A 21881-nucleotide genomic window follows, 5' to 3' on the forward strand; every position below is an offset into this window, starting at 1 on the left:
GCCGTCCTCCCACAGCAGAATCCCCCCATGGAACCGATCACCCTGACCACCGAACGCCTCGTCCTGCGTCCCCTGGACGCCTCGGACACGGACGAGGTGTACGCGGCGCTGCAGGATCCCGTGATCCAACGCTGGATCCCGGTCTCCGTCCCGTACGGGCGCACGCACGCCGAGGCCTTCGTGAACCGGGTCCCGGGCGGGCAGAACGGCTCCGAGTTCAACTTCGGGGTCCGGCTCGGCGCCGCCGGCCCGCTGGTCGCCTGCGTCGGGCTCGGCCCGCAGGGCGATCACGCCCACGAGATCGGCTACTGGACCGTCGCCGGGCACCGGGGCCGCGGATACCTGCCCGAGGCGCTGCCCGCCGTGGTGCGCTGGGCCTTCACCGAGCTCGGCTGCGTACGGATGATCTGGCGCGCCGGTGTCGGCAACGACGCCTCCCGCCGGGTCGCCGAGAAGGTCGGCTTCGTCATCGAAGGCGTCGCGCGCGCGGGCATGGAGCACCGCGGCACCCTGCGGGACTGCTGGACCGGCGCCATGCTCCCCTCCGACCTGGGCCTCCCCTCCGACCTCGCCTACCTTCCCTCGCCTGTCAGTGCGACGCCCTAGGGTTCCGCCATGACGACCGCGCCCTCGCCTTCGCCCTCTCCCTCGCCCGCCCTGTCCCTGTCAGCCGACGAGGCCCGCCGCATCGCGCTGCGCGCGCAGGGGTTCCTGGGCGCTCCGGACCGGCGCGGCGGTGTCCGCGGCGTCCTGCGCCACCTGGGCGCCGTCCAGCTCGACACGATCTCCGTACTGGCCCGCTCTCACGAGCTCGTCCCGTACGCGCGCCTGGGCGCGGTCGGCCGCGCCACGGTCGAAGCCTCGTACTGGTCGGACCAGCACGCCTTCGAGTACTGGTCGCACGCGGCCTGCATCCTGCCGATGGAGGAGTGGCCGCACTTCGCCTTCCGCCGCCGGGCCAACAAGGCCCGCGGCCACCGCTGGCACGTCCTGGAGGACAAGCACCGCTCGACGAAGACGGTCCTGGACCGCCTCGCGTCCGAAGGACCGCTCACCTCCACCGAGCTGGGCGGCGCCAAGAACGGCGGCGAATGGTTCGAATGGTCCGAGACGAAGATCGCCGTGGAGTGGCTCCTCGACGTCGGCGAGGTCGTCTGCGCCGAGCGCCGCGGCTGGAAGCGGGTCTACGACCTCCCCGAGCGCGCGGTCCCCTCCGCCCTGCTCCACGACGACCTGGACGACCGGGAGTGCAAGCGCCGCCTGGTGGCCCTCGCGGGGCAGTCCCTGGGCGTGGGCACCCGCTCCGACATCGCGGACTACCACCGCCTCAAGGGCCCCGACTTCGACGCGGTGGTCGAGGACGCGGGCCTGGTCCCGGTGGAAGTGGAGGGCTGGGGGAAACCGGCCTGGGCAGACCCCTCGGCCCTGGCGTCCCTCCCCCGCGGCCGCCACCGCACCACGCTCCTCTCCCCGTTCGACTCCCTGGTCTGGGAGCGCCCGCGCACGGAGCGGATCTTCGGCTTCACGCACCGCCTGGAGGCCTACGTGCCCAAGCCCAAGCGGATCCACGGCTACTTCGCGATGCCCCTGCTGGCCGGAGGCCGCCTCCAGGGCCGCGTGGACCCGGCCCGCGAGGGCACCACCCTCGTGGCCCGCCAACTCTCCCTGACCACCCCCAAGGCAGCCCGCCCCATGGCCGAAGCCCTCCGCGAGGCCGCCTCCTGGGTCGGCTGCGACACAATCCGCATCGACCGCGCAAGCTCTCCTGCGGAAGCGGCAGCGGTCGTCGCGGAGCTCTCCACCCTCTGAAGCCCAGGCTGCGCCAAGCCCCTTGCACCCAACGGCATTTCATCCGCCGGGCAAACTTTTCAGCCGTCCGGCGCTTAAGGACCGGGACCCGGGGCGGAGCCCCAGAAGGGGTCCGAGCGCAGCCCGGCACCCCTTCCAGCCCGTCCGGCACTTGAGGACCGGGGTCCGGGGCGGAGCCCCAGGGGGTCCGGGCGCAGCCCCGGGGGTCCGGGCGCAGCCCCCGGGGGGTCCGGGCGCAGCCCCGGGGGTCCGGGCGCAGCCCCGGGGGTCCGGGCGCAGCCCCGGGGGGTCCGGGCGCAGCCCCGGGGGTCCGGCGCAGCCCCGGGGGTCCGGGCGCAGCCCCGGGGGTCCGGGCGCAGCCCCGGGGGTCCGGGCGCAGCCCCGGGGGTCCGGGCGCAGCCCCGGGGGGGTCCGGGCGCAGCCCCGGGGGTCCGGGCGCAGCCCCGGGGGTCCGGGCGCAGCCCCGGGGGGGTCCGGGGCGCAGCCCCGGGGGTCCGGGGCGCAGCCCCGGGGGGTCCGGGCGCAGCCCCGGGGGGTCCGGGGCGCAGCCCCCGGGGGGTCCGGGCGCAGCCCGGTACCCCTCCAGCCCGTCCGGCGCTTGAGGACCGGGTCAGGGCAGAGCCCTGGGAACGGAGGAAGGGCGGGTAGGGGACTCCGCCCCGCAGGGCCGACCACCCGCACCCGCCCCGGAACGGGAACAGGACCGGTCCCTACCGGATCTCGAGGATCTTCTCCCGCATCGCGTACACCACCGCCTCCATCCTGGAGTGCAGCTGCAGCTTCTCCAGAATGTTCCGCACATGGTTCTTCACGGTGTTCTCCGAGATGAACAACTCCTTCGCGATATCGCGGTTGTTCATCCCGGTGGCCACCAGCTTCAAGACCTCGAGCTCCCGATCCGTCAGCCGCGGCGCCGGCACCAACCGCCGCTCGTCCGTCCGCTGGATCATCGACTTGAATTCCGTCAGCAGCTTCGACGCCATCGACGGGCTGATCTGCGACTGCCCGTCCGCCACCGCCCGGATCGCCGTCGCGACCTCGTCCGTCGAGATCTCCTTCAGCAGGTACCCGGTCGCCCCCGCCTTGATCGCGTCGTAGAGGTCCGCCTCCTCGTCGCTGATCGTCAGCATGATGATCTTCGCGGAGGGCGCCACCTCCTTGATCGAGGTACAGGCCTCGATCCCGCCGCGCCGCGGCATCCGCACGTCCATCAGCACGATGTCCGGCAGCAGATCCGCCGCCTTGTCCACGGCCTCCGCCCCGTCACCCGCCTCGCCGACGACCTGGATGTCCTCCTCCTGCGCGAGGACGATCTCCAGCCCGCGCCGGAACAGCGCATGGTCGTCGACCACGAGCACCCGGATCGGCTCTGCCACCCGGTCCTCCTCACGGCAGCCCGCACCGTTGTCATCACGCACCGGCCCGAAGCTGTCCGCCATCGTTCCTCCCCCTGCACCACGTGTGCTGAGCTGCTGGGTCAATCCGACGAGAGCGGCCGCCGGCTGACTGCCCGACATGATTCCATGCCCACGTGGCCGAAGGGGGTCCGGCGATTACAGGCCGACTCATACAGGCCACCGTTTCGCAGCCCTCACCTCACACGAGTGCCCCCGCGCCCGCCTGGGCGAACGCGGGGGCACCTCACTGGCACCGCACGGACAACCGGATCCAGCCCGGAATCAGTCCGGAATCAGCGGCTCAGCCTCCCAGCGCGCCACCCGCGCCCGCGCCGTCGAGCTCACCCGAGCTGGAGGCGGCGTCGGAGGCATTGAGGTGGATCACGCCGTAGTCGTAACCGTGGCGCCGGTAGACGACGCTCGGCATCTTGGTGTCGGAATCGACGAACAGATAGAAGTCGTGACCGACCAGTTCCATCTCGTACAGGGCCTGGTCGAGCGACATGGGTGCGGCCGAGTGGGTCTTCTCGCGAACGATGAGCGGGCCGTCGCCCTGCACTTCCAGCGATCCGATCCGAGTGGTCGGAATCGCGTCCGCGTCCGCCTTCTCTCCGTTGACCGGCTCCCCGTTGCCGTTCAGGGTCGCGGCATTCGGAACCACGTCGGCGACCTCTGCCGCCGAAAGCCGTCCGGAACCACGACGGGTGTGGCGCTTGTCGTGCTGCTTGCGCAGCCGGGCCTCCAGCTTGTCCTGAGCGAGGTCGAGCGCCGCGTACGCGTCGGCGGCGGAAGCCTCGGCACGAATCACCGGGCCCCGCGAACGCAGGGTGATCTCCACGCGGTCGGAACGGTCGGCCTGGCGCGGGTTGTGCTCCTTGGACACCTCGACGTCCAAGCTGATCACCTTGGCGTCGAGCTTCTGGATCCGCTCCGGATTCAGCTTCTCGGCCACGTGCTTGCGGAACCGGTCGGGCACCTCGGTCTTACGGCCCTTGACGACGATGTCCACGCAGAACTCCGTTCCCGGATAGCTCCGCCTCAGGGGCGAAGCGTCTCCCTTTCGCACCAGACCCCGGTGAACACCGGAGCCTCGGACTTGGCGACTTCCACCTCCTCCTCCCCCATCGGCAAGATCTACACCCCACCGACTTCGGAGTCGAGGGACAACCTCTGCTGACACGAAGTTTCCGAAACGTACAGACGCTCGAAACGTGCGCTCCGATGCGTGGGGCCCAAGGTTCGCCAATTCCTTACAACCGAACATATCCCTCTATGCCGGTTGTCGGCACCCGCTACCGGAACGTACCTCCGTTCAGGTGGCCGTTCCCTCTTACTACCTGCAACGATGCGCCTTCCCCTCCAGTTCCAAATCTATTCACAAGTTTTTTGCCCTGTACGCGTAGCAGTGGCACCGGGACGCACGAAGGAGTCCGCCGGCGCGGCCACCACGGCGGCCACCAGATCCGCCGCCCCGGCCCCCGCGGCCGCCCCGCCCGGCACCCCGATCCCGGCCGCGCGCAGCGCCCGCGCCGCCTCCACCAGGGTGGATCCGGTGGTGACGAGGTCGTCCACGAGCACGATCCGGGCCGCTCCCGCCATCACCCGTCCGGCCCCGGGCCGGGCCTCCAGGGCCCCCGCGAGGTTCTCCCGGCGCTGAGCCGCCCCCAGGCCCGCCTGATCGGCCACCGTCCGCCGCAGCCGCAGTACGGGCGTCACGCGCGCGGGCACGCCCTCCCGCCGCAGCCGCGCCGAGGCGGCCAGCGCGATCCTGCGCGCCGGGTCGTGCCCGCGCGCCCGCACCCGGTGCCGCGCGGAGGGCACGGGAACCAGGGCCGCTCCCCCGTCCCCCGCCCCGCCCGCTCGGACGGCAGCCGCCAGGGCGGCGCCGAGGGCTCCGGCCAGCGGCAGCGCCCCGCGCTCCTTGTGGGCCAGTACGACGGCCCGTACGGCCTCCCGGTACACGGTGGCCGCATACACCGCGGGCAGCCCTTCGGGGCACGGAGACGGCCGTACCGGGCCCGCCCCGGCCCCACTGAGCTCCGACCGGCAGGCTCCGCACAGCATCGCGCGGCCCGCCCCGCAGCCGGCGCACCCGACCGGCAGCACCAGCCCGGCGAGCTCACCGGCCAGCCCGCGCCACCACCACTCCCGCATGACGTCCACGATGCCGGGCCGGGGCAGCACTCCACCACCCCTGTGGACAACCACGGAAAGGGCAGATCACACCCCACCCGGGCCAGACCGACCGACCCGGTCGGCCCGCCCTCAGCCGGCCCTCGGCCCGCCCTCAGCCCGGATAGACCGGAGCCCGCCCGCCGGCCACCACCGTGCGCCACTGCGCCCCCGGCGGCAGCCACACGATGCCGTCCTCCAGCGACTCGGCGACCACCGGCTTCTTCTCGTCCTCGCTCGCTGCCACCGCCACCAGCCCGGTCGCCCCGGGCAGCCCGGCGCCGACCATCGAGCCGTCGGCCAGCATGTAGCGGGCCTGAACGACCATGCCGCTCTCCCGGCCCACCACCAGCAGCCGGCCCCGCGGCGCCCAGCTCATCGCCGCCACGTCCGCCAGTTGCGGAGCCGCCGGGCGCAGCTCGCGCACCGAGACCGCGGACACGTCGCCCTTCGCGTCGGGCCGCTCGATCCGCCCGATGTACAGGTACTTGCGGCTCTCCCGCTGCACCAGCAGCGCGATCCGCACCCCGTCGGGGGAGGCCTTCAGACCCGTGATCCGCCCGCCGGCCAGCCCGGACACCTCGACCCGTTCGGGGGTCCCGGTGCCGCCGGGCAGCCGCCACAGCGTCGAGTCCTGCAGGTCGGGGTCCGCGACCCACAGATCGCCCGCCGCGTCCCAGCTCGGGGTGGCGAGCCCGTTGGGCTTGGCCCCCTTGCCGGTCAGCAGCGGCGGCGGCATCGCTCCGGCGGTGGTCAGGTTGACCACGTACAGCCCGTGCCCGTCCTCGGAGACGACCGCGGCACGCTTCTCGTCGTAGGACACGGCGGCGGAGCCCACCTTGAAGGCCGGGTTCCCGGACAGCGGCCCGGGGGCCGGTGTCGGCGGTTCCTGCTGGTCCTCACGGTTGGGGTCGAGGTTCAGCCGCTGCAGCCGGTCCTCGGCGTCCACGTAGTACTGGTGGCCCGGCGAGGGCGGCCGGTTGGCGAGCACGGCCGCGTCCGGCTCGGACACCTGGCAGCTCGTGGTGCCGTCGGAGCGCACGATGTCGACCCGGTCGACCCGGGAACCCGTCAGATCCTTGACCGTGTAGAGGATCTGGGTCGCCATCCGCCGGCACTGCGGCTCCGCGACGTCGTCCGCGCTCTTGTTCATGGGCACGCGCAGCGTGTTCTGGCCGTCGATCGCGAGGGACTTGGTGCCCTCGCGCAGCTGCGTACCGGTCGGGAAGCTGGAAGTGACCACCGGCCCGAGCCATTTGGAAGGGCCGGCGAGCAGCGAGGTGACGGTCTGGGTGGTGGGGTCCATCCGGGAGTCGGGGTCGCTGCGCTGACGCATGTAGACGGGGTCGGCGACGAGCGTGGAACCCGCGAAGTAGTACTTGTTGACCGGCATGTAGATGCGCTGGAAGTCGGATTCGCTCAGGACCAGGCTGCTGGGCGGGGTCGCGATCCGCCACTGGTTGTCCTTCTGCGTGAGCTGGAGGAACTGCTCGTAGCGCCGGTCGCCGGTCTCCGGCTGGTACGCGCTGCGCTCGTCCACCGTGGCCAGCATCTTGCCCGCGATCTTGAACCGGGGGGCCGCCGGGTCCTTCTCGCCCGGTACGGAGAACCGGTCGAGGCCCGCGGAGAGCACCGTGACCGCCGCTCCGGGCTTCCAGTCCTTCGCCGCTGCTTCGGTGAGGTACTTGCGGGCGGTCTGGAGCTGCGGATCGTCGCTGGTCATGGCCTCCAGGAAGCCGTCGACGATCTCCTGCGGGCTGGCCTTGTCGGCCGGCGGCACGCCGAAGACGCGGACCTGGGAGTCGACGCCCTGGGAGGCCTCCACGGGACGGACCTCGCCGTGGTCGGGCATGGAGGCGCAGCCGGCGAGCAGCAGCCCGGCCGCCCCGAGGGCGAAGGCCCGCAGGGCGCGCGGCGTGCGCCGGCGCGGCCGGCCCGGCTCAGCGCCCATGCGATCCACCCGCTCCGCCCGCTCCACCGCTTCCACCGCTTCCACCGCTTCCACCGGTTCCGCCGGTTCCGCCCGCTCCACCGCTTCCACCCTCTCGGTCGGTTGCTCCCGCCGTCCCGCCGGACCGCGTGTTCGCCGCCCCGCCCCCGGAACCGGGTCCCTGCTCCGCCGGCCCCGGCCGGGTCACGACCCGCGCCCCGTTGCCCGGCAGCGCCGTCGGGTCGGCCGGCACCGGCACCGCGCCCGCGACGGGCGACCGCGGCGGCATCGGCGACCGGTCGCCGCGCCCCGCCTGCTGCGCCTGCTGCTGCGCCCGCTGCCCGGCCGCCGCGGAGCCCTCCGCCGCGGCCCTGGCCCGGTTGGCCCGGGAATCCTCGGGCTCCAGCGGGATCGGCGATCCGCGCAGCGGCTCGTCGGCGGTGCGCGGCAGCGTCAGGCGGAACTGCGAGCCGCCGCCGGGCTCGCCCCACGCCTGCAGCCAGCCTCCGTGCAGCCGGGCGTCCTCGACGGCGATGGACAGGCCGAGGCCGGTACCGCCGGTCGTGCGCGCCCGCGCCGGGTCGGCCCGCCAGAAGCGGTTGAAGACGCGGGTGGCCTCGCCGGGCTTCAGCCCGACGCCGTAGTCCCGTACGGCCACGGCGACGGCCCCGCCCGCCGAGGCGAGCCGGACCACCACGTCGCGGCCCTCGCCGTGCTCGACGGCGTTGACGACCAGGTTGCGCAGGACCCGCTCCACGCGCCGGGCGTCGGCCTCGGCTATCACCGGCTGGGTGTCCCCGAGGACGCGGATCCGGGTGCTCTTGTGCTCGGCGAGCGGCTGGGCCGCGTCGATGACCCGGTGCACGACGTCCCGCAGGTCGATCGGCTCCGCCTCCAGGGCGGCCGCGCCCGCGTCGAACCGGCTGATCTCCAGCAGGTCGGCGAGGAGGGACTCGAAGCGGTCGAGCTGTCCGGCGAGGAGCTCGGCGGAGCGCGCGGTGACGGGGTCGAAGTCGGCGCGGGCGTCGTGGATGACGTCCGCCGCCATCCGTACCGTCGTCAGCGGGGTGCGCAGCTCGTGGGAGACGTCCGAGACGAAGCGGCGCTGCAGCCGGGAGAGGTCCTCCAGCTGCTGGATCTTGTTCTGGAGGTTCTGGGCCATCTTGTTGAAGGCCTCGCCCAGACGGGCGATGTCGTCCTCGCCGGTGACCTTCATCCGCTCCTGGAGCCGCCCCGCCGAGAGCCGCTCGGCGATCCCGGCGGCCATCCGGACGGGGGTGACGACCTGGCGCACGACCAGCCAGGCGATCCCGCCGAGGAGCACCACGACGAAGAGCCCCGCGGTGGCGATGGTGGCCTTGACCAGGTTGAGGGACTCCTCCTCCTGGGTGAGCGGGAAGAGGTAGTACAGGTCGTACGGGTCGCCGTTGATGTCGGTGAGCCGCTTGCCGATGACGAGCGCGGGCTCGGGGAGCTTGTCCCCGGCGTCGGTGTAGCGGATCTGCGAGAAGGTCTTGAAGGCGCCGGTCGCGTGGTTGACGTCCCGGCGCAGCCCCAGCGGGACGCTGGCCGTCGGGTCCACGTTGCCGGAGGCACGGGCTCCGCGGACGCCGCCGAGGGCGCCGCGAGCGGCCTGCTGCTCCTCGCCGGTTCCGGTGCCGGCGCCCAGCGCCGCCACCTCGAAGGCGCTCTGCCCGCCACTGGCGAGCTGTTTGACCAGAGAGTTCATCCAGGTACTGGCGTCCCGGCCGACCTTGTTGTCGGAGGCGTCGGGCCCGTCCGCCGTATAGGGCGTGTTGGCCTTCTCCTGTGCGACCGCGAACCCGCCCGCGGCCTGGCTCTGTGCGGCCTCCTCCTTGGCGTCGAGGAGGCCCTTGCTGACCTGCGCGATGACCACGAACCCGAGGGCGAGGACCACGGCGAGGGAGATCAGCAGGGTCGCGGCGACCACCCGGAGCTGGATGTTGCGCCGCCACAGCCGGACAGCCGGAAGCAGCGGCCGGCGTACGAGGCGTACGAACAGCCGCAGCACGGGGCTGCCGGGTGCTCCGTCAGGGAGCAGCCCGCCGCCCCGCAGCGCTCCCCAGCGGGAGCGGCCACGGGGCTTGCCGGGTGTCATGTCAGCTCGGTCCGGCCTTGTAGCCGACCCCGCGCACCGTCACGACGATCTCGGGGCGCTCCGGGTCCTTCTCGACCTTGGAGCGCAGTCGCTGGACGTGCACGTTGACCAGGCGGGTGTCGGCCGCGTGGCGGTAGCCCCAGACCTGCTCCAGCAGCACCTCGCGGGTGAAGACCTGCCAGGGCTTGCGGGCGAGCGCGACCAGCAGGTCGAACTCCAGCGGGGTCAGGGCGATCGAGGCGCCTTCCCGCTTGACCGAGTGCCCGGCCACGTCGATGACCAGGTCACCGATGGTCAGCTGCTCGGGCGCGGGCTCCTCCGAACGGCGCAGGCGGGCCCGGATGCGGGCCACCAGCTCCTTCGGCTTGAACGGCTTGACGATGTAGTCGTCGGCCCCGGACTCCAGGCCCACGACCACGTCCACGGTGTCGCTCTTGGCGGTGAGCATGACGATCGGTACGCCCGACTCGGCGCGGATCAGCCTGCACACCTCTATGCCGTCCCTACCGGGCAGCATGAGGTCGAGCAGCACGAGATCCGGCTTCGCCTCCCGGAAGGCAGCCAGTGCCTTGTCACCGTCCGCTACGAACGACGGCTCAAAACCTTCTCCACGCAGCACAATGCCGAGCATCTCGGCCAGCGCGGTGTCGTCGTCGACGACAAGGACGCGTCCCTTCATGGTTGACATCATCCCATTAGCTAATCGTTACCCGGCGGTGAGCTGTCCCACAGCCAAAGGGGCTGGAAATAGTCCCTCGGACCTGCGTGGAGATCAGGGCGCCCAGTGTGCCCCGGATCCGCGCGCCATACGAAGGCGCGAACGTTCCGGTCTCAGGAGGCGGCTGGTCCGTTGGGGACGGCTGGTCCGTTTGAGGTTGTCACATGGCACGATGGCAGCCGGACCAAGCGCCCCGCACCCCCGCAGTGCACGTGAAGGAGCGACGATGAACGACTCTCCGGGCTGGGCTACGCCCGGATCCTCCCCGTCCGACGGTGAGGGCTCCCACGGTACGCAGCCGCCCGCGAGCGGTTCCGGTGGATCCGGCGACTCCAAGTGGTCCGCCGAGCAGCCGCCCCCCGGCCAGTGGTCGAGCCCGACCCCGGGCCAGACCCCGCCGAACCCGCAAGCGCAGCCGCCCGCGGCCCCGCAGCCGGGCACCGGCTGGGGTTCGTACGGCGGCGGCTACCCGCCCCCGAGCGGCGGTCCGAGCAGCTGGGGCGCCCACACCCAGGCCGTGAAGCCCGGCGTGATCCCGCTGCGGCCGCTCGGGATCGGCGAGATCCTCGACGGGGCCGTGACCACCATGCGCAAGCACTGGCGCGCGGTACTGCCGATCACCCTGGTCGTGGCCGTCGTCGTGCAGCTGGCGAGCGTGCTCATGCAGAAGTACGCGTTCGGCGACGTCGTACTGGACCAGTCGAGCGACGCACCCCTGGACGAGCAGCTCGACTTCCTCGGCTCCATGGTGGGACTGCTCGCGGCGGATCAGTTCATCGTGCTCATCGGCACCATCGTCGCCACCGCGATGCTCACCATGATCTTCAGCCGCGCGGTGCTCGGCCACGGCTCCTCTATCGGCACCGCCTGGCGCGAGGCCCGCCCGCAGCTCGCCCGGCTGTTCGGCCTGACCCTCCTCCTGGGCCTCGGCGCGGCCCTCGTCTTCGCCGTACTGGTCCTGCCCGGCGCCCTCGCCGGCCAGGCCGGCCTCGTCGCCCTCGGCGGTCTCGTCGCCCTGGGCCTTGTCCTCTGGCTCTGGATCCGGTTCTCCCTGGCCTCGCCCGCCCTGATGCTGGAGAAGGCGACGGTGCGCAAGGCCCTCGTCCGCTCCTCGAAGCTGGTCAAGGGCTCCTGGTGGCGGATCTTCGGCATCACCCTCCTCACGGCCCTCCTGACGTTCTTCGTCGCGGGCGTCATCGTCTTCCCCCTCACCATCGTCGGCGGCCTGTCCGGCGGCGGCTTCGAGGGCATGGCCGACGGCTCCGTCGCCCAGAGCTGGGGATACCTGATCACGACGGCCATCGGCGCGATCATCGCGCTGACGGTCACCATGCCAATCCAGGCCGGCGTCACCGTCCTCCTCTACGTCGACCAGCGCATCCGGCGCGAAGCCCTCGACCTGGAGCTGGCCCGGGCGGCGGGCATCGAGAACTACGGCACGACCGCGCCGCCGACCGGAGGCTGACGCGGGAATGAGGAGCACGGGGGGCCTGCTCACCCACACAGCACCACCCACACCACCTGTCACCATCGGCCGTGAGGCCGCCCGCGAGGCGGCCCGCGTCGAGCTGTCCAAGCCCGCGTACCACCAGAACGACCCGGGCCTGCTCCAACGGGCCATGAACCGCTTCTGGGAGTGGGTCGGGGACCTCTTCGACCGTGCCTCCGGCGCGACCCCGGGCGGAACCCTCGGCCTGCTGGCCATCGCCGTCTTCGCCCTCCTCATCGCCGCCGCCCTGTGGTGGCGCCTGGGCGCCCCGAGCCGCGCCGCCGCCCGTACCCCGGGCACCCTGTTCGACGACGGCGTCCGCAGCGCCGCGGACCACCGCGCGGCCGCCGAAGCACTGGCCGGCGAGGGCCGCTGGAGCGAAGCCGTCCAGGAGCGCATGCGCGCCGTCGTCCGCTCCCTGGAGGAGCGCACCCTCCTCGACCCCCGCCCGGGCCGCACCGCGGACGAGGCGGCGGCCGAAGCCGCCGTCTCCCTCCCGTCCCACGCGGCGTCCCTCCGCACGGCCGCCCGCACCTTCGACGACGTCACCTACGGCGCCCACCCGGCCACCCCCGAGATGTACACCGCCCTCACCACCCTGGACCAGGCCCTGTCCCGCACCAAGCCCCTCCTGACAGGCCCCACCCCATGACCCACACCCCGAACACCCCCGACCCGGGCACGCCCCCCACCCCAGCCGACGCGTCCCCGGCCACACCCCACCCCACCGCAGGGCCAGCCCCCACCCCGGGCACAGCCCCCGGTGCGCAGCTCCCCGCCGGAGACGCAGCCCCCGCCACGGCGGGGCCGGGCGGCGCCGCCACCCCTCCCCGTACGACCGCCGGAGGCGCATCGCCCCGGGACCTCTGGACCCGCGCCCGCGGGTTCCTCATCGCGCTCGCGGTGCTCCTCGCCGCCGGGCTGGGCCTCGCCGCCCTGAACTCCGGTGCCCGGCACGGCTACCTGGACCCCCGCTCCGCCGATCCCTACGGCAGCCAGGCCGTGGCCGAGCTGCTCAGGGACCGCGGTGTCACCACGCGGGTCGTCACCACCGCCGAGCAGGCCGCCGACGCCGCCGGCCCCGACACGACCCTGCTGGTCACGGACCCCGACCGGCTCGGGGAGACCCAGCTGCGCGCCATCCGTTCCGCGATCGACCTCTCCGGCGGCCGGACCGTCCTGCTCGCGCCGAGCGCCCTCAGCCTCCCCTCCCTGGCCCCCGGCACCCGCGCCCACGACGACTCCCCCGCCCCGGACACGAACCTCGACCCGGGCAGCACCTGCACCCTCCCCGCCGCCACCACCGCCGGCCGCGCCGCGACGGGCGGCGGCCTGAGCTACACCACCGGCACCCCCGGAGCCGCCGGCTGCTACCCCGGCGCCGGCCGCCCCACCCTCCTCGTCCTGCCCACCGGCGTCCGCGGCGGCGACACCGTCCTCCTGGGCTCCGAGGGCATCCTCCTCAACAAGACCCTCGCCAAGGAGGGCAACGCCTCCCTCGCGCTCCAGCTCCTCGGCTCCCGCCCGACCGTCGTCTGGTACCTGCCGTCCCTCGCCGACAGCAACCCCGACAACGCCGAAGGCACCGGCGAGGAGCAGAGCTTCCTCGACCTGATCCCCGCCGGCTGGAGCTGGGCCCTGCTCCAGCTCTTCCTCGCCGCCGCCGTCGCCGCCCTCTGGCGCGCCCGCCGCCTCGGCCCGCTCGTCACCGAACGCCTGCCCGTCCTCGTCCGCGCCTCCGAGGCCACCGAGGGCCGCGCCCGCCTGTACCGCAAGGCCGGCGCCCGCGACCGCGCCGCCACCGTGCTGCGCGCCGCCGCCCGCGAACGCCTGGCCGCGCTGGTCGGCGTACCGGCCTCCCAGGCCCACGACCCGGCCGCCCTGGTCCCCGCCGTCGCGGCCCGCCTCACCGCCGGACGGCCCCCGCACGACCCGGACACCCTGCTCTTCGGCACCACCCCCACCACCGACGCGGCGCTCATCGCGCTCGCCGACCACCTCGACGCCCTCGAAAGGGAGGTCCGCACCTCATGACGGCCACCACGGACAGCGCCCGCTCCGCCCTGGAGGCGCTCCGCACCGAGATCGGAAAGGCCGTGGTCGGCCAGGACTCCGCCGTCACCGGTCTCGTCGTCGCCCTCCTCTGCCGCGGCCACGTCCTCCTCGAAGGCGTCCCCGGCGTCGCGAAGACCCTCCTCGTACGGGCCCTCGCCGCCTCCCTCGAACTCGACACCAAGCGCGTCCAGTTCACCCCCGACCTGATGCCGAGCGACGTCACCGGCTCCCTCGTCTACGACGCCCGCACCGCGGAGTTCTCCTTCCAGAACGGCCCGGTCTTCACGAACCTCCTCCTCGCCGACGAGATCAACCGCACGCCCCCCAAGACCCAGTCCTCCCTCCTCGAGGCGATGGAGGAGCGCCAGGTCACCGTCGACGGCACCCCCCGCAAGCTCCCGGAGCCCTTCCTCGTCGCCGCCACCATGAACCCGGTCGAGTACGAGGGCACGTACCCCCTCCCCGAGGCCCAGCTCGACCGCTTCCTCCTGAAGCTCACCGTGCCCCTCCCCTCCCGCGAGGACGAGATCGGCGTACTGACCCGCCACGCGGCCGGCTTCAACCCCCGCGACCTGCACGCCGCCGGCATCCGCCCGGTCGCCGGCCCCGCCGAACTCGACGCCGCCCGCAAGGCGGTCGAGGCCACCAGCGTCTCCCCGGAGATCACCGCGTACGTCGTCGACATCTGCCGCGCCACCCGCGAATCGCCCTCCCTCACGCTCGGCGTCTCCCCGCGCGGCGCCACCGCACTGCTGGCCACCGCCCGCGCCTGGGCCTGGCTCGTGGGCCGCGACTACGTCACCCCCGACGACGTGAAGGCCCTCGCCCTGCCGACCCTGCGCCACCGCGTCCAACTGCGCCCCGAGGCCGAGATGGAGGGCGTCACGGCCGACGCGGTCATCACCGCGATCCTCACCCACGTCCCCGTCCCGCGCTGATGGCCTTCACCGGACGCGCCGCCCTGCTCGCGGCCCTCGGCAGCATCCCCGTCGGCTTCCTCGGACCGAGCTGGGCGGGGATGCTGGCGGTCAACGCCCCCATCGCCCTGGCCTGCGCGGTCGACTACGCCCTCGCGGCCCCGGTCCGCACGCTCCAACTGGCCCGCTCCGGCGACACCTCCATCCGCCTCGGCGAATCCGCGGACGTCCACCTGACGATCACGAACCCCTCCCCCCGTACGCTCCGCGCCCGCATCCGCGACGCCTGGCCGCCGAGCAGCTGGGTCCCCGGAACGGAAGTCGCGGACTCCCGCCACACGCTGACGGTTCCCCCGGGCGAACGCCGCCGCCTGACCACCCGTCTGCGGCCCACCCGCCGCGGCGACCGCCAGGCCGTCCGCGTCACGATCCGCTCGTACGGCCCGCTCGGCCTGCTCGCCCGTCAGGGCCACCACACCGTCCCGTGGACGGTCCGCGTCCTGCCGCCCTTCGCGAGCCGCAAGCACCTGCCCTCCCGCCTGGCGCGCCTGCGCGAACTCGACGGCCGCACCAGCGTTCTGACCCGCGGTGAGGGCACGGAGTTCGACAGCCTGCGCGACTACGTACCCGGCGACGACACCCGTTCCATCGACTGGCGGGCCACCGCCCGCCAGAACAAGGTCGCCGTCCGCACCTGGCGCCCGGAACGCGACCGCCACATCCTGATCTGCCTCGACACCGGCCGCACCGCGGCCGGCCGCGTCGGCGACGCACCGCGCCTGGACTCGGCGATGGACGCGGCCCTGCTCCTCACCGCCCTGGCCACCCGCGCGGGCGACCGGGTGGACCTCCTGGCCCACGACCGCCGCCTCCGCGCCCAGGTCCAGGCCCGCAGCGCGGCCGACACCCTCCCCGCCTTCGTGAACGCGATGGCCACCCTCGAACCAGAACTGGTCGAGACCGACTCCCGCACCCTGGTCTCCACCATCCTGCGCAGCGCCCCGCGCCGCTCCCTGGTGGTCCTCCTGACCAGCCTGGACGCGGCCCCCGTCGAGGAGGGCCTGCTCCCGCTCCTCCCCCGCCTCACCCAGCGCCACACGGTCCTGCTGGCCTCGGTCTCCGACCCCCACGTCGCGGAAATGACGAAGTCCCGCGGCACCGTGGAAGCCGTCTACGAAGCCGCGGCGGGCACCCAGTCCCAGTCCGCCCGCCGCCGCACGGCGGAACAGCTCACCCGCCACGGCGTCCACGTCGTCGACGCCACCCCGGACACCCTCGCCCCCGCCCTGGCCGACGCCTACCTCGCCCTGAAGGCCGCAGGCCGCCTCTGAGCGGTGACCGACTGGATACGCTGGTCGGGTACCCACCAGGAGGACACCATGGCCGACTTCACCCCGGAGCAGATGCGCCGCATGCACGACTTCGCGGAGCAACTCTCGGAGCTGGCCGAGCACCAGGAAGACCACTGGAAGGTGCAGAGCACCGACGGTCAGATCTCCCTCACGATGATGAGCCCCACAGCCCCCCACGGGCTGAACGTGGTGCGGCTGCGCCGTCAGATCGAGGCCCAGACACCCGAGGTCATGGCTCTCAGCGACACGAACATGGGCGATCCGGTGACGGGCCTGACCAAGGTCCCCGACCTCATGGTCATCGCCGAGGAAGACACCGACGACACGGCCAAGGTCGTGAACTCCCGCGATGTCCTGATGGTGGTCGAGGTCGTCTCACGCACGCACTCCCTCACCGACATCCGTGACAAGCTCCACGACTATCCGAGGATGGGGGTCCCGCTGTACGTCGTGGTGGACCCCCGCAAGGACAAGAAGACCGCCACGGTGCACAGCGACCCCTCGGAAGGCCCTGACGGCCTGCGCTACCGAAAGAAGGTCCCCTACGCCTTCGGTGACACCGCCATCGCCGGCCGCTGGACGCTCGACACGAGCAGCCTCAAGAGCTACCCCGCCGACTGGTAAGCCACCGGCCGAGCCCCCACGCACCGGACTTTCAAAAGGCCCGTAAACGCAGAAAAGCCCCGTACCGGTTACCCGGTACGGGGCTCTCTACAATGATTGTTCGGCGGCGTCCTACTCTCCCACAGGGTCCCCCCTGCAGTACCATCGGCGCTGAAAGGCTTAGCTTCCGGGTTCGGAATGTAAACCGGGCGTTTCCCTAACGCTATGACCACCGAAACACTATGAAGTTAACCAAACCGGATATGACACAGTTCGTTACTTCAGAACTAACACAGTGGACGCGAGCAACTGAGGACAAGCCCTCGGCCTATTAGTACCAGTCAGCTCCACCCGTTACCGGGCTTCCACATCTGGCCTATCAACCCAGTCGTCTACTGGGAGCCTTACCCTCTCAAGGAGGTGGGAATACTCATCTTGAAGCAGGCTTCCCGCTTAGATGCTTTCAGCGGTTATCCCTCCCGAACGTAGCCAACCAGCCATGCCCTTGGCAGGACAACTGGCACACCAGAGGTTCGTCCGTCCCGGTCCTCTCGTACTAGGGACAGCCCTTCTCAATATTCCTACGCGCACAGCGGATAGGGACCGAACTGTCTCACGACGTTCTAAACCCAGCTCGCGTACCGCTTTAATGGGCGAACAGCCCAACCCTTGGGACCGACTCCAGCCCCAGGATGCGACGAGCCGACATCGAGGTGCCAAACCATCCCGTCGATATGGACTCTTGGGGAAGATCAGCCTGTTATCCCCGGGGTACCTTTTATCCGTTGAGCGACGGCGCTTCCACAAGCCACCGCCGGATCACTAGTCCCGACTTTCGTCCCTGCTCGACCCGTCGGTCTCACAGTCAAGCTCCCTTGTGCACTTACACTCAACACCTGATTGCCAACCAGGCTGAGGGAACCTTTGGGCGCCTCCGTTACTTTTTGGGAGGCAACCGCCCCAGTTAAACTACCCATCAGACACTGTCCCTGATCCGGATCACGGACCGAGGTTAGACATCCAGCACGACCAGAGTGGTATTTCAACGACGACTCCACAACCACTGGCGTGGCCGCTTCAAAGTCTCCCACCTATCCTACACAAGCCGAACCGAACACCAATATCAAACTATAGTAAAGGTCCCGGGGTCTTTCCGTCCTGCTGCGCGAAACGAGCATCTTTACTCGTAGTGCAATTTCACCGGGCCTATGGTTGAGACAGTCGAGAAGTCGTTACGCCATTCGTGCAGGTCGGAACTTACCCGACAAGGAATTTCGCTACCTTAGGATGGTTATAGTTACCACCGCCGTTTACTGGCGCTTAAGTTCTCAGCTTCGCCACACCGAAATGTGACTAACCGGTCCCCTTAACGTTCCAGCACCGGGCAGGCGTCAGTCCGTATACATCGCCTTACGGCTTCGCACGGACCTGTGTTTTTAGTAAACAGTCGCTTCTCGCTGGTCTCTGCGGCCACCCCCAGCTCACGGAGTAAATCCGATCACCAGTGATGGCCCCCCTTCTCCCGAAGTTACGGGGGCATTTTGCCGAGTTCCTTAACCATAGTTCACCCGAACGCCTCGGTATTCTCTACCTGACCACCTGAGTCGGTTTAGGGTACGGGCCGCCATGAAACTCGCTAGAGGCTTTTCTCGACAGCATAGGATCATCCACTTCACCACAATCGGCTCGGCATCAGGTCTCAGCCTTATATGAGGGACGGATTTGCCTACCCCTCGGCCTACACCCTTACCCCGGGACTACCACCGCCCGGGCTGGACTACCTTCCTGCGTCACCCCATCGCTTACCTACTACAAGTCTGGGTCACCGGCTCCACCACTTTCCTTTCCCCGAAGGGTCCGGAACGGCTTCACGGGCTTAGCATCGCCTGATTCGATATTGGGCGTTTCAAAGCGGGTACCGGAATATCAACCGGTTGTCCATCGACTACGCCTGTCGGCCTCGCCTTAGGTCCCGACTTACCCTGGGCAGATCAGCTTGACCCAGGAACCCTTAGTCAATCGGCGCACACGTTTCTCACGTGTGTATCGCTACTCATGCCTGCATTCTCACTCGTGAACCGTCCACAACTAGCTTCCGCTGCTGCTTCACCCGGCACACGACGCTCCCCTACCCATCACAGCGGGCGTTGGCCCTATTGCTGCAATGACACGACTTCGGCGGTACGCTTGAGCCCCGCTACATTGTCGGCGCGGAATCACTTGACCAGTGAGCTATTACGCACTCTTTCAAGGGTGGCTGCTTCTAAGCCAACCTCCTGGTTGTCTCTGCGACTCCACATCCTTTCCCACTTAGCGTACGCTTAGGGGCCTTAGTCGATGCTCTGGGCTGTTTCCCTCTCGACCATGGAGCTTATCCCCCACAGTCTCACTGCCACGCTCTCACTTACCGGCATTCGGAGTTTGGCTAAGGTCAGTAACCCGGTAGGGCCCATCGCCTATCCAGTGCTCTACCTCCGGCAAGAAACACGTGACGCTGCACCTAAATGCATTTCGGGGAGAACCAGCTATCACGGAGTTTGATTGGCCTTTCACCCCTAACCACAGGTCATCCCCCAGGTTTTCAACCCTGGTGGGTTCGGTCCTCCACGAAGTCTTACCTCCGCTTCAACCTGCCCATGGCTAGATCACTCCGCTTCGGGTCTAGAGCGTGCAACTCAATCGCCCTATTCGGACTCGCTTTCGCTACGGCTTCCCCACACGGGTTAACCTCGCTACACACCGCTAACTCGCAGGCTCATTCTTCAAAAGGCACGCAGTCACGACCGTTATTCCGAAGAATAACGGCGACGCTCCCACGGCTTGTAGGCACACGGTTTCAGGTACTATTTCACTCCGCTCCCGCGGTACTTTTCACCATTCCCTCACGGTACTATCCGCTATCGGTCACCAGGGAATATTTAGGCTTAGCGGGTGGTCCCGCCAGATTCACACGGGATTTCTCGGGCCCCGTGCTACTTGGGAGATTCTTAAGCAAGCCGCTGATGTTTCGTCTACGGGGGTCTTACCCTCTACGCCGGACCTTTCGCATGTCCTTCGACTACATCAACGGTTTCTGACTCGCCGACCGGCCGGCAGACCGATCAAAAGAATTCCCACAACCCCGCATGCGCAACCCCTGCCGGGTATCACACGCATACGGTTTGGCCTCATCCGGTTTCGCTCGCCACTACTCCCGGAATCACGGTTGTTTTCTCTTCCTGCGGGTACTGAGATGTTTCACTTCCCCGCGTTCCCTCCACACTGCCTATGTGTTCAGCAGTGGGTGACAGCCCATGACGACTGCCGGGTTTCCCCATTCGGACACCCCCGGATCAAAGCTCAGTTGGCAGCTCCCCGGGGCCTATCGCGGCCTCTCACGTCCTTCATCGGTTCCTGGTGCCAAGGCATCCACCGTGCGCCCTTAAAAACTTGGCCTACAGATGCTCGCGTCCACTGTGTAGTTCTCAAGCAACGACCAGTCACCCATCACCCTCATCCGCAGACGAAGTTCACTGGGGCCGGCATCACGAAGATAAAGCCTTTCGGCCGTACCCTCAGATACCCAACAACGTGCCAAGCACGATCCCCGCCACTCTTCCTGTTTTCCACGCCGAAGCAGTACTTACAGAAGGTTTTGGAAACCGTGCCAACTAATCAACGTTCCACCCTGAGCTGACCGTGCAGAACGTTTGTCTGCAATCGGTACTGTGCTCCTTAGAAAGGAGGTGATCCAGCCGCACCTTCCGGTACGGCTACCTTGTTACGACTTCGTCCCAATCGCCAGTCCCACCTTCGACAGCTCCCTCCCTTACGGGTTGGGCCACCGGCTTCGGGTGTTACCGACTTTCGTGACGTGACGGGCGGTGTGTACAAGGCCCGGGAACGTATTCACCGCAGCAATGCTGATCTGCGATTACTAGCAACTCCGACTTCATGGGGTCGAGTTGCAGACCCCAATCCGAACTGAGACCGGCTTTTTGAGATTCGCTCCACCTCACGGTATCGCAGCTCATTGTACCGGCCATTGTAGCACGTGTGCAGCCCAAGACATAAGGGGCATGATGACTTGACGTCGTCCCCACCTTCCTCCGAGTTGACCCCGGCGGTCTCCTGTGAGTCCCCATCACCCCGAAGGGCATGCTGGCAACACAGGACAAGGGTTGCGCTCGTTGCGGGACTTAACCCAACATCTCACGACACGAGCTGACGACAGCCATGCACCACCTGTATACCGACCACAAGGGGGGCACTATCTCTAATGCTTTCCGGTATATGTCAAGCCTTGGTAAGGTTCTTCGCGTTGCGTCGAATTAAGCCACATGCTCCGCTGCTTGTGCGGGCCCCCGTCAATTCCTTTGAGTTTTAGCCTTGCGGCCGTACTCCCCAGGCGGGGAACTTAATGCGTTAGCTGCGGCACCGACGACGTGGAATGTCGCCAACACCTAGTTCCCAACGTTTACGGCGTGGACTACCAGGGTATCTAATCCTGTTCGCTCCCCACGCTTTCGCTCCTCAGCGTCAGTAATGGCCCAGAGATCCGCCTTCGCCACCGGTGTTCCTCCTGATATCTGCGCATTTCACCGCTACACCAGGAATTCCGATCTCCCCTACCACACTCTAGCTAGCCCGTATCGAATGCAGACCCGAGGTTAAGCCTCGGGCTTTCACATCCGACGTGACAAGCCGCCTACGAGCTCTTTACGCCCAATAATTCCGGACAACGCTTGCGCCCTACGTATTACCGCGGCTGCTGGCACGTAGTTAGCCGGCGCTTCTTCTGCAGGTACCGTCACTTTCGCTTCTTCCCTGCTGAAAGAGGTTTACAACCCGAAGGCCGTCATCCCTCACGCGGCGTCGCTGCATCAGGCTTTCGCCCATTGTGCAATATTCCCCACTGCTGCCTCCCGTAGGAGTCTGGGCCGTGTCTCAGTCCCAGTGTGGCCGGTCGCCCTCTCAGGCCGGCTACCCGTCGTCGCCTTGGTGGGCCATTACCCCACCAACAAGCTGATAGGCCGCGGGCTCATCCTTCACCGCCGGAGCTTTTAACCCCCGCCCATGCAGGCAGGAGTGTTATCCGGTATTAGACCCCGTTTCCAGGGCTTGTCCCAGAGTGAAGGGCAGATTGCCCACGTGTTACTCACCCGTTCGCCACTAATCCACCCCGAAGGGCTTCATCGTTCGACTTGCATGTGTTAAGCACGCCGCCAGCGTTCGTCCTGAGCCAGGATCAAACTCTCCATGAATGTTTACCGGTAATCCGGTGCACACGCACTTAGAGCGGGACAGTCATGTCGGAATAAGACCGACCGTCCACTGCGTC

At 69.2% G+C, this 21881-nt stretch carries 14 protein-coding genes and 3 rRNA genes; 8 read left to right on the forward strand and 9 right to left on the reverse strand.

Annotated features, from left to right (window positions below):
* Positions 1-27 precede the first annotated feature (27 nt).
* Positions 28-606, forward strand: a complete 579-nt coding sequence (locus tag ACODT5_RS32880) for a GNAT family N-acetyltransferase (protein ID WP_422522748.1) — start codon at positions 28-30, stop codon at positions 604-606.
* A 9-nt stretch (positions 607-615) separates the two neighbouring features.
* The gene (locus ACODT5_RS32885) at positions 616-1809 is read left to right on the forward strand and encodes a winged helix-turn-helix domain-containing protein (RefSeq protein ID WP_422522749.1); all 1194 of its coding nucleotides are present in this window, start codon (positions 616-618) and stop codon (positions 1807-1809) included.
* Positions 1810-2519: 710 nt separating this feature from the next.
* On the opposite strand, the gene ACODT5_RS32890 is transcribed toward ACODT5_RS32885, so the two are convergent.
* The 6 genes from ACODT5_RS32890 to mtrA all read right to left on the reverse strand — a co-directional run bounded on the left by ACODT5_RS32890 (position 2520) and on the right by mtrA (position 10118).
* Entirely contained in the window at positions 2520-3248 is a 729-nt protein-coding gene (locus tag ACODT5_RS32890) for a response regulator (protein WP_250751046.1), read from the reverse strand.
* A gap of 259 nt (positions 3249-3507) precedes the next feature.
* Positions 3508-4215: a ribosome hibernation-promoting factor, HPF/YfiA family gene (gene hpf / locus ACODT5_RS32895; RefSeq protein ID WP_388505392.1), complete on the reverse strand. Its 708-nt coding sequence runs from the start codon at positions 4213-4215 to the stop codon at positions 3508-3510.
* 362 nt (positions 4216-4577) lie between these two features.
* On the reverse strand, positions 4578-5360 hold the full coding sequence (locus ACODT5_RS32900) for a ComF family protein (RefSeq protein ID WP_422525114.1): 783 nt from the start codon (positions 5358-5360) through the stop codon (positions 4578-4580).
* A 133-nt stretch (positions 5361-5493) separates the two neighbouring features.
* Positions 5494-7329 carry an LpqB family beta-propeller domain-containing protein gene (locus ACODT5_RS32905; protein WP_422522750.1) on the reverse strand — a complete coding sequence of 612 codons (1836 nt, stop codon included), beginning with the start codon at positions 7327-7329 and terminating at the stop codon, positions 5494-5496.
* Positions 7319-9427: an MtrAB system histidine kinase MtrB gene (mtrB, locus tag ACODT5_RS32910; RefSeq protein WP_422522751.1), complete on the reverse strand. Its 2109-nt coding sequence runs from the start codon at positions 9425-9427 to the stop codon at positions 7319-7321. Before mtrB ends, ACODT5_RS32905 begins: the two co-directional genes overlap by 11 nt.
* Before the next feature lies 1 nt (position 9428).
* Positions 9429-10118, reverse strand: a complete 690-nt coding sequence (mtrA, locus tag ACODT5_RS32915; protein ID WP_274552971.1) for a two-component system response regulator MtrA — start codon at positions 10116-10118, stop codon at positions 9429-9431.
* 253 nt (positions 10119-10371) lie between these two features.
* Here mtrA and ACODT5_RS32920 point away from each other — a divergent pair, with 253 nt between their 5' ends.
* From ACODT5_RS32920 to ACODT5_RS32945, 6 genes are read left to right on the forward strand one after another with little or no spacing between them, the layout of a single operon-like run.
* On the forward strand, positions 10372-11610 hold the full coding sequence (locus ACODT5_RS32920) for a glycerophosphoryl diester phosphodiesterase membrane domain-containing protein (RefSeq protein WP_422522752.1): 1239 nt from the start codon (positions 10372-10374) through the stop codon (positions 11608-11610).
* 7 nt (positions 11611-11617) lie between these two features.
* Complete coding sequence (locus ACODT5_RS32925; RefSeq protein ID WP_422522753.1) at positions 11618-12286, forward strand: DUF4129 domain-containing protein; 669 nt, start codon at positions 11618-11620, stop codon at positions 12284-12286.
* Positions 12283-13668 (forward strand): DUF4350 domain-containing protein, encoded by a 1386-nt coding sequence (locus ACODT5_RS32930; RefSeq protein WP_422522754.1) that lies wholly within the window; start codon positions 12283-12285, stop codon positions 13666-13668. Before ACODT5_RS32925 ends, ACODT5_RS32930 begins: the two co-directional genes overlap by 4 nt.
* Positions 13665-14627: an AAA family ATPase gene (locus ACODT5_RS32935; RefSeq protein WP_385382721.1), complete on the forward strand. Its 963-nt coding sequence runs from the start codon at positions 13665-13667 to the stop codon at positions 14625-14627. Before ACODT5_RS32930 ends, ACODT5_RS32935 begins: the two co-directional genes overlap by 4 nt.
* On the forward strand, positions 14627-15937 hold the full coding sequence (locus ACODT5_RS32940; RefSeq protein ID WP_422522755.1) for a DUF58 domain-containing protein: 1311 nt from the start codon (positions 14627-14629) through the stop codon (positions 15935-15937). The genes ACODT5_RS32935 and ACODT5_RS32940 overlap by 1 nt, the downstream gene beginning before the upstream one ends.
* Before the next feature lie 3 nt (positions 15938-15940).
* A complete protein-coding gene (locus ACODT5_RS32945) occupies positions 15941-16582 on the forward strand; it encodes a Uma2 family endonuclease (protein ID WP_422522756.1) in 642 nt (213 codons plus the stop codon).
* Positions 16583-16680: 98 nt separating this feature from the next.
* On the opposite strand, the gene rrf is transcribed toward ACODT5_RS32945, so the two are convergent.
* From rrf to ACODT5_RS32960, 3 genes are all read right to left on the reverse strand, one after another.
* A 5S ribosomal RNA gene (gene rrf / locus ACODT5_RS32950) occupies positions 16681-16798 on the reverse strand.
* A gap of 74 nt (positions 16799-16872) precedes the next feature.
* Positions 16873-19996 (reverse strand): 23S ribosomal RNA (locus ACODT5_RS32955).
* A 283-nt stretch (positions 19997-20279) separates the two neighbouring features.
* Positions 20280-21804, reverse strand: a 16S ribosomal RNA gene (locus ACODT5_RS32960).
* Together the 16S, 23S and 5S rRNA genes form the textbook arrangement of a ribosomal RNA operon.
* Between the last annotated feature and the right edge of the window lie 77 nt (positions 21805-21881).

This window comes from Streptomyces tatrensis (genome assembly GCF_049310065.1).
GTDB lineage: Bacteria > Actinomycetota > Actinomycetes > Streptomycetales > Streptomycetaceae > Streptomyces.

Coding starts and splice junctions, on each gene's coding strand:
- ACODT5_RS32880 (WP_422522748.1), top strand. CDS start 28: ATGGAACCGATCACCCTGACCACCGAACGCCTCGTCCTGCGTCCCCTG.
- ACODT5_RS32885 (WP_422522749.1), top strand. CDS start 616: ATGACGACCGCGCCCTCGCCTTCGCCCTCTCCCTCGCCCGCCCTGTCC.
- ACODT5_RS32890 (WP_250751046.1), bottom strand. CDS start 3,248: ATGGCGGACAGCTTCGGGCCGGTGCGTGATGACAACGGTGCGGGCTGC.
- ACODT5_RS32900 (WP_422525114.1), bottom strand. CDS start 5,360: ATGCGGGAGTGGTGGTGGCGCGGGCTGGCCGGTGAGCTCGCCGGGCTG.
- ACODT5_RS32905 (WP_422522750.1), bottom strand. CDS start 7,329: ATGGGCGCTGAGCCGGGCCGGCCGCGCCGGCGCACGCCGCGCGCCCTG.
- mtrB (WP_422522751.1), bottom strand. CDS start 9,427: ATGACACCCGGCAAGCCCCGTGGCCGCTCCCGCTGGGGAGCGCTGCGG.
- mtrA (WP_274552971.1), bottom strand. CDS start 10,118: ATGATGTCAACCATGAAGGGACGCGTCCTTGTCGTCGACGACGACACC.
- ACODT5_RS32920 (WP_422522752.1), top strand. CDS start 10,372: ATGAACGACTCTCCGGGCTGGGCTACGCCCGGATCCTCCCCGTCCGAC.
- ACODT5_RS32925 (WP_422522753.1), top strand. CDS start 11,618: ATGAGGAGCACGGGGGGCCTGCTCACCCACACAGCACCACCCACACCA.
- ACODT5_RS32930 (WP_422522754.1), top strand. CDS start 12,283: ATGACCCACACCCCGAACACCCCCGACCCGGGCACGCCCCCCACCCCA.
- ACODT5_RS32935 (WP_385382721.1), top strand. CDS start 13,665: ATGACGGCCACCACGGACAGCGCCCGCTCCGCCCTGGAGGCGCTCCGC.
- ACODT5_RS32940 (WP_422522755.1), top strand. CDS start 14,627: ATGGCCTTCACCGGACGCGCCGCCCTGCTCGCGGCCCTCGGCAGCATC.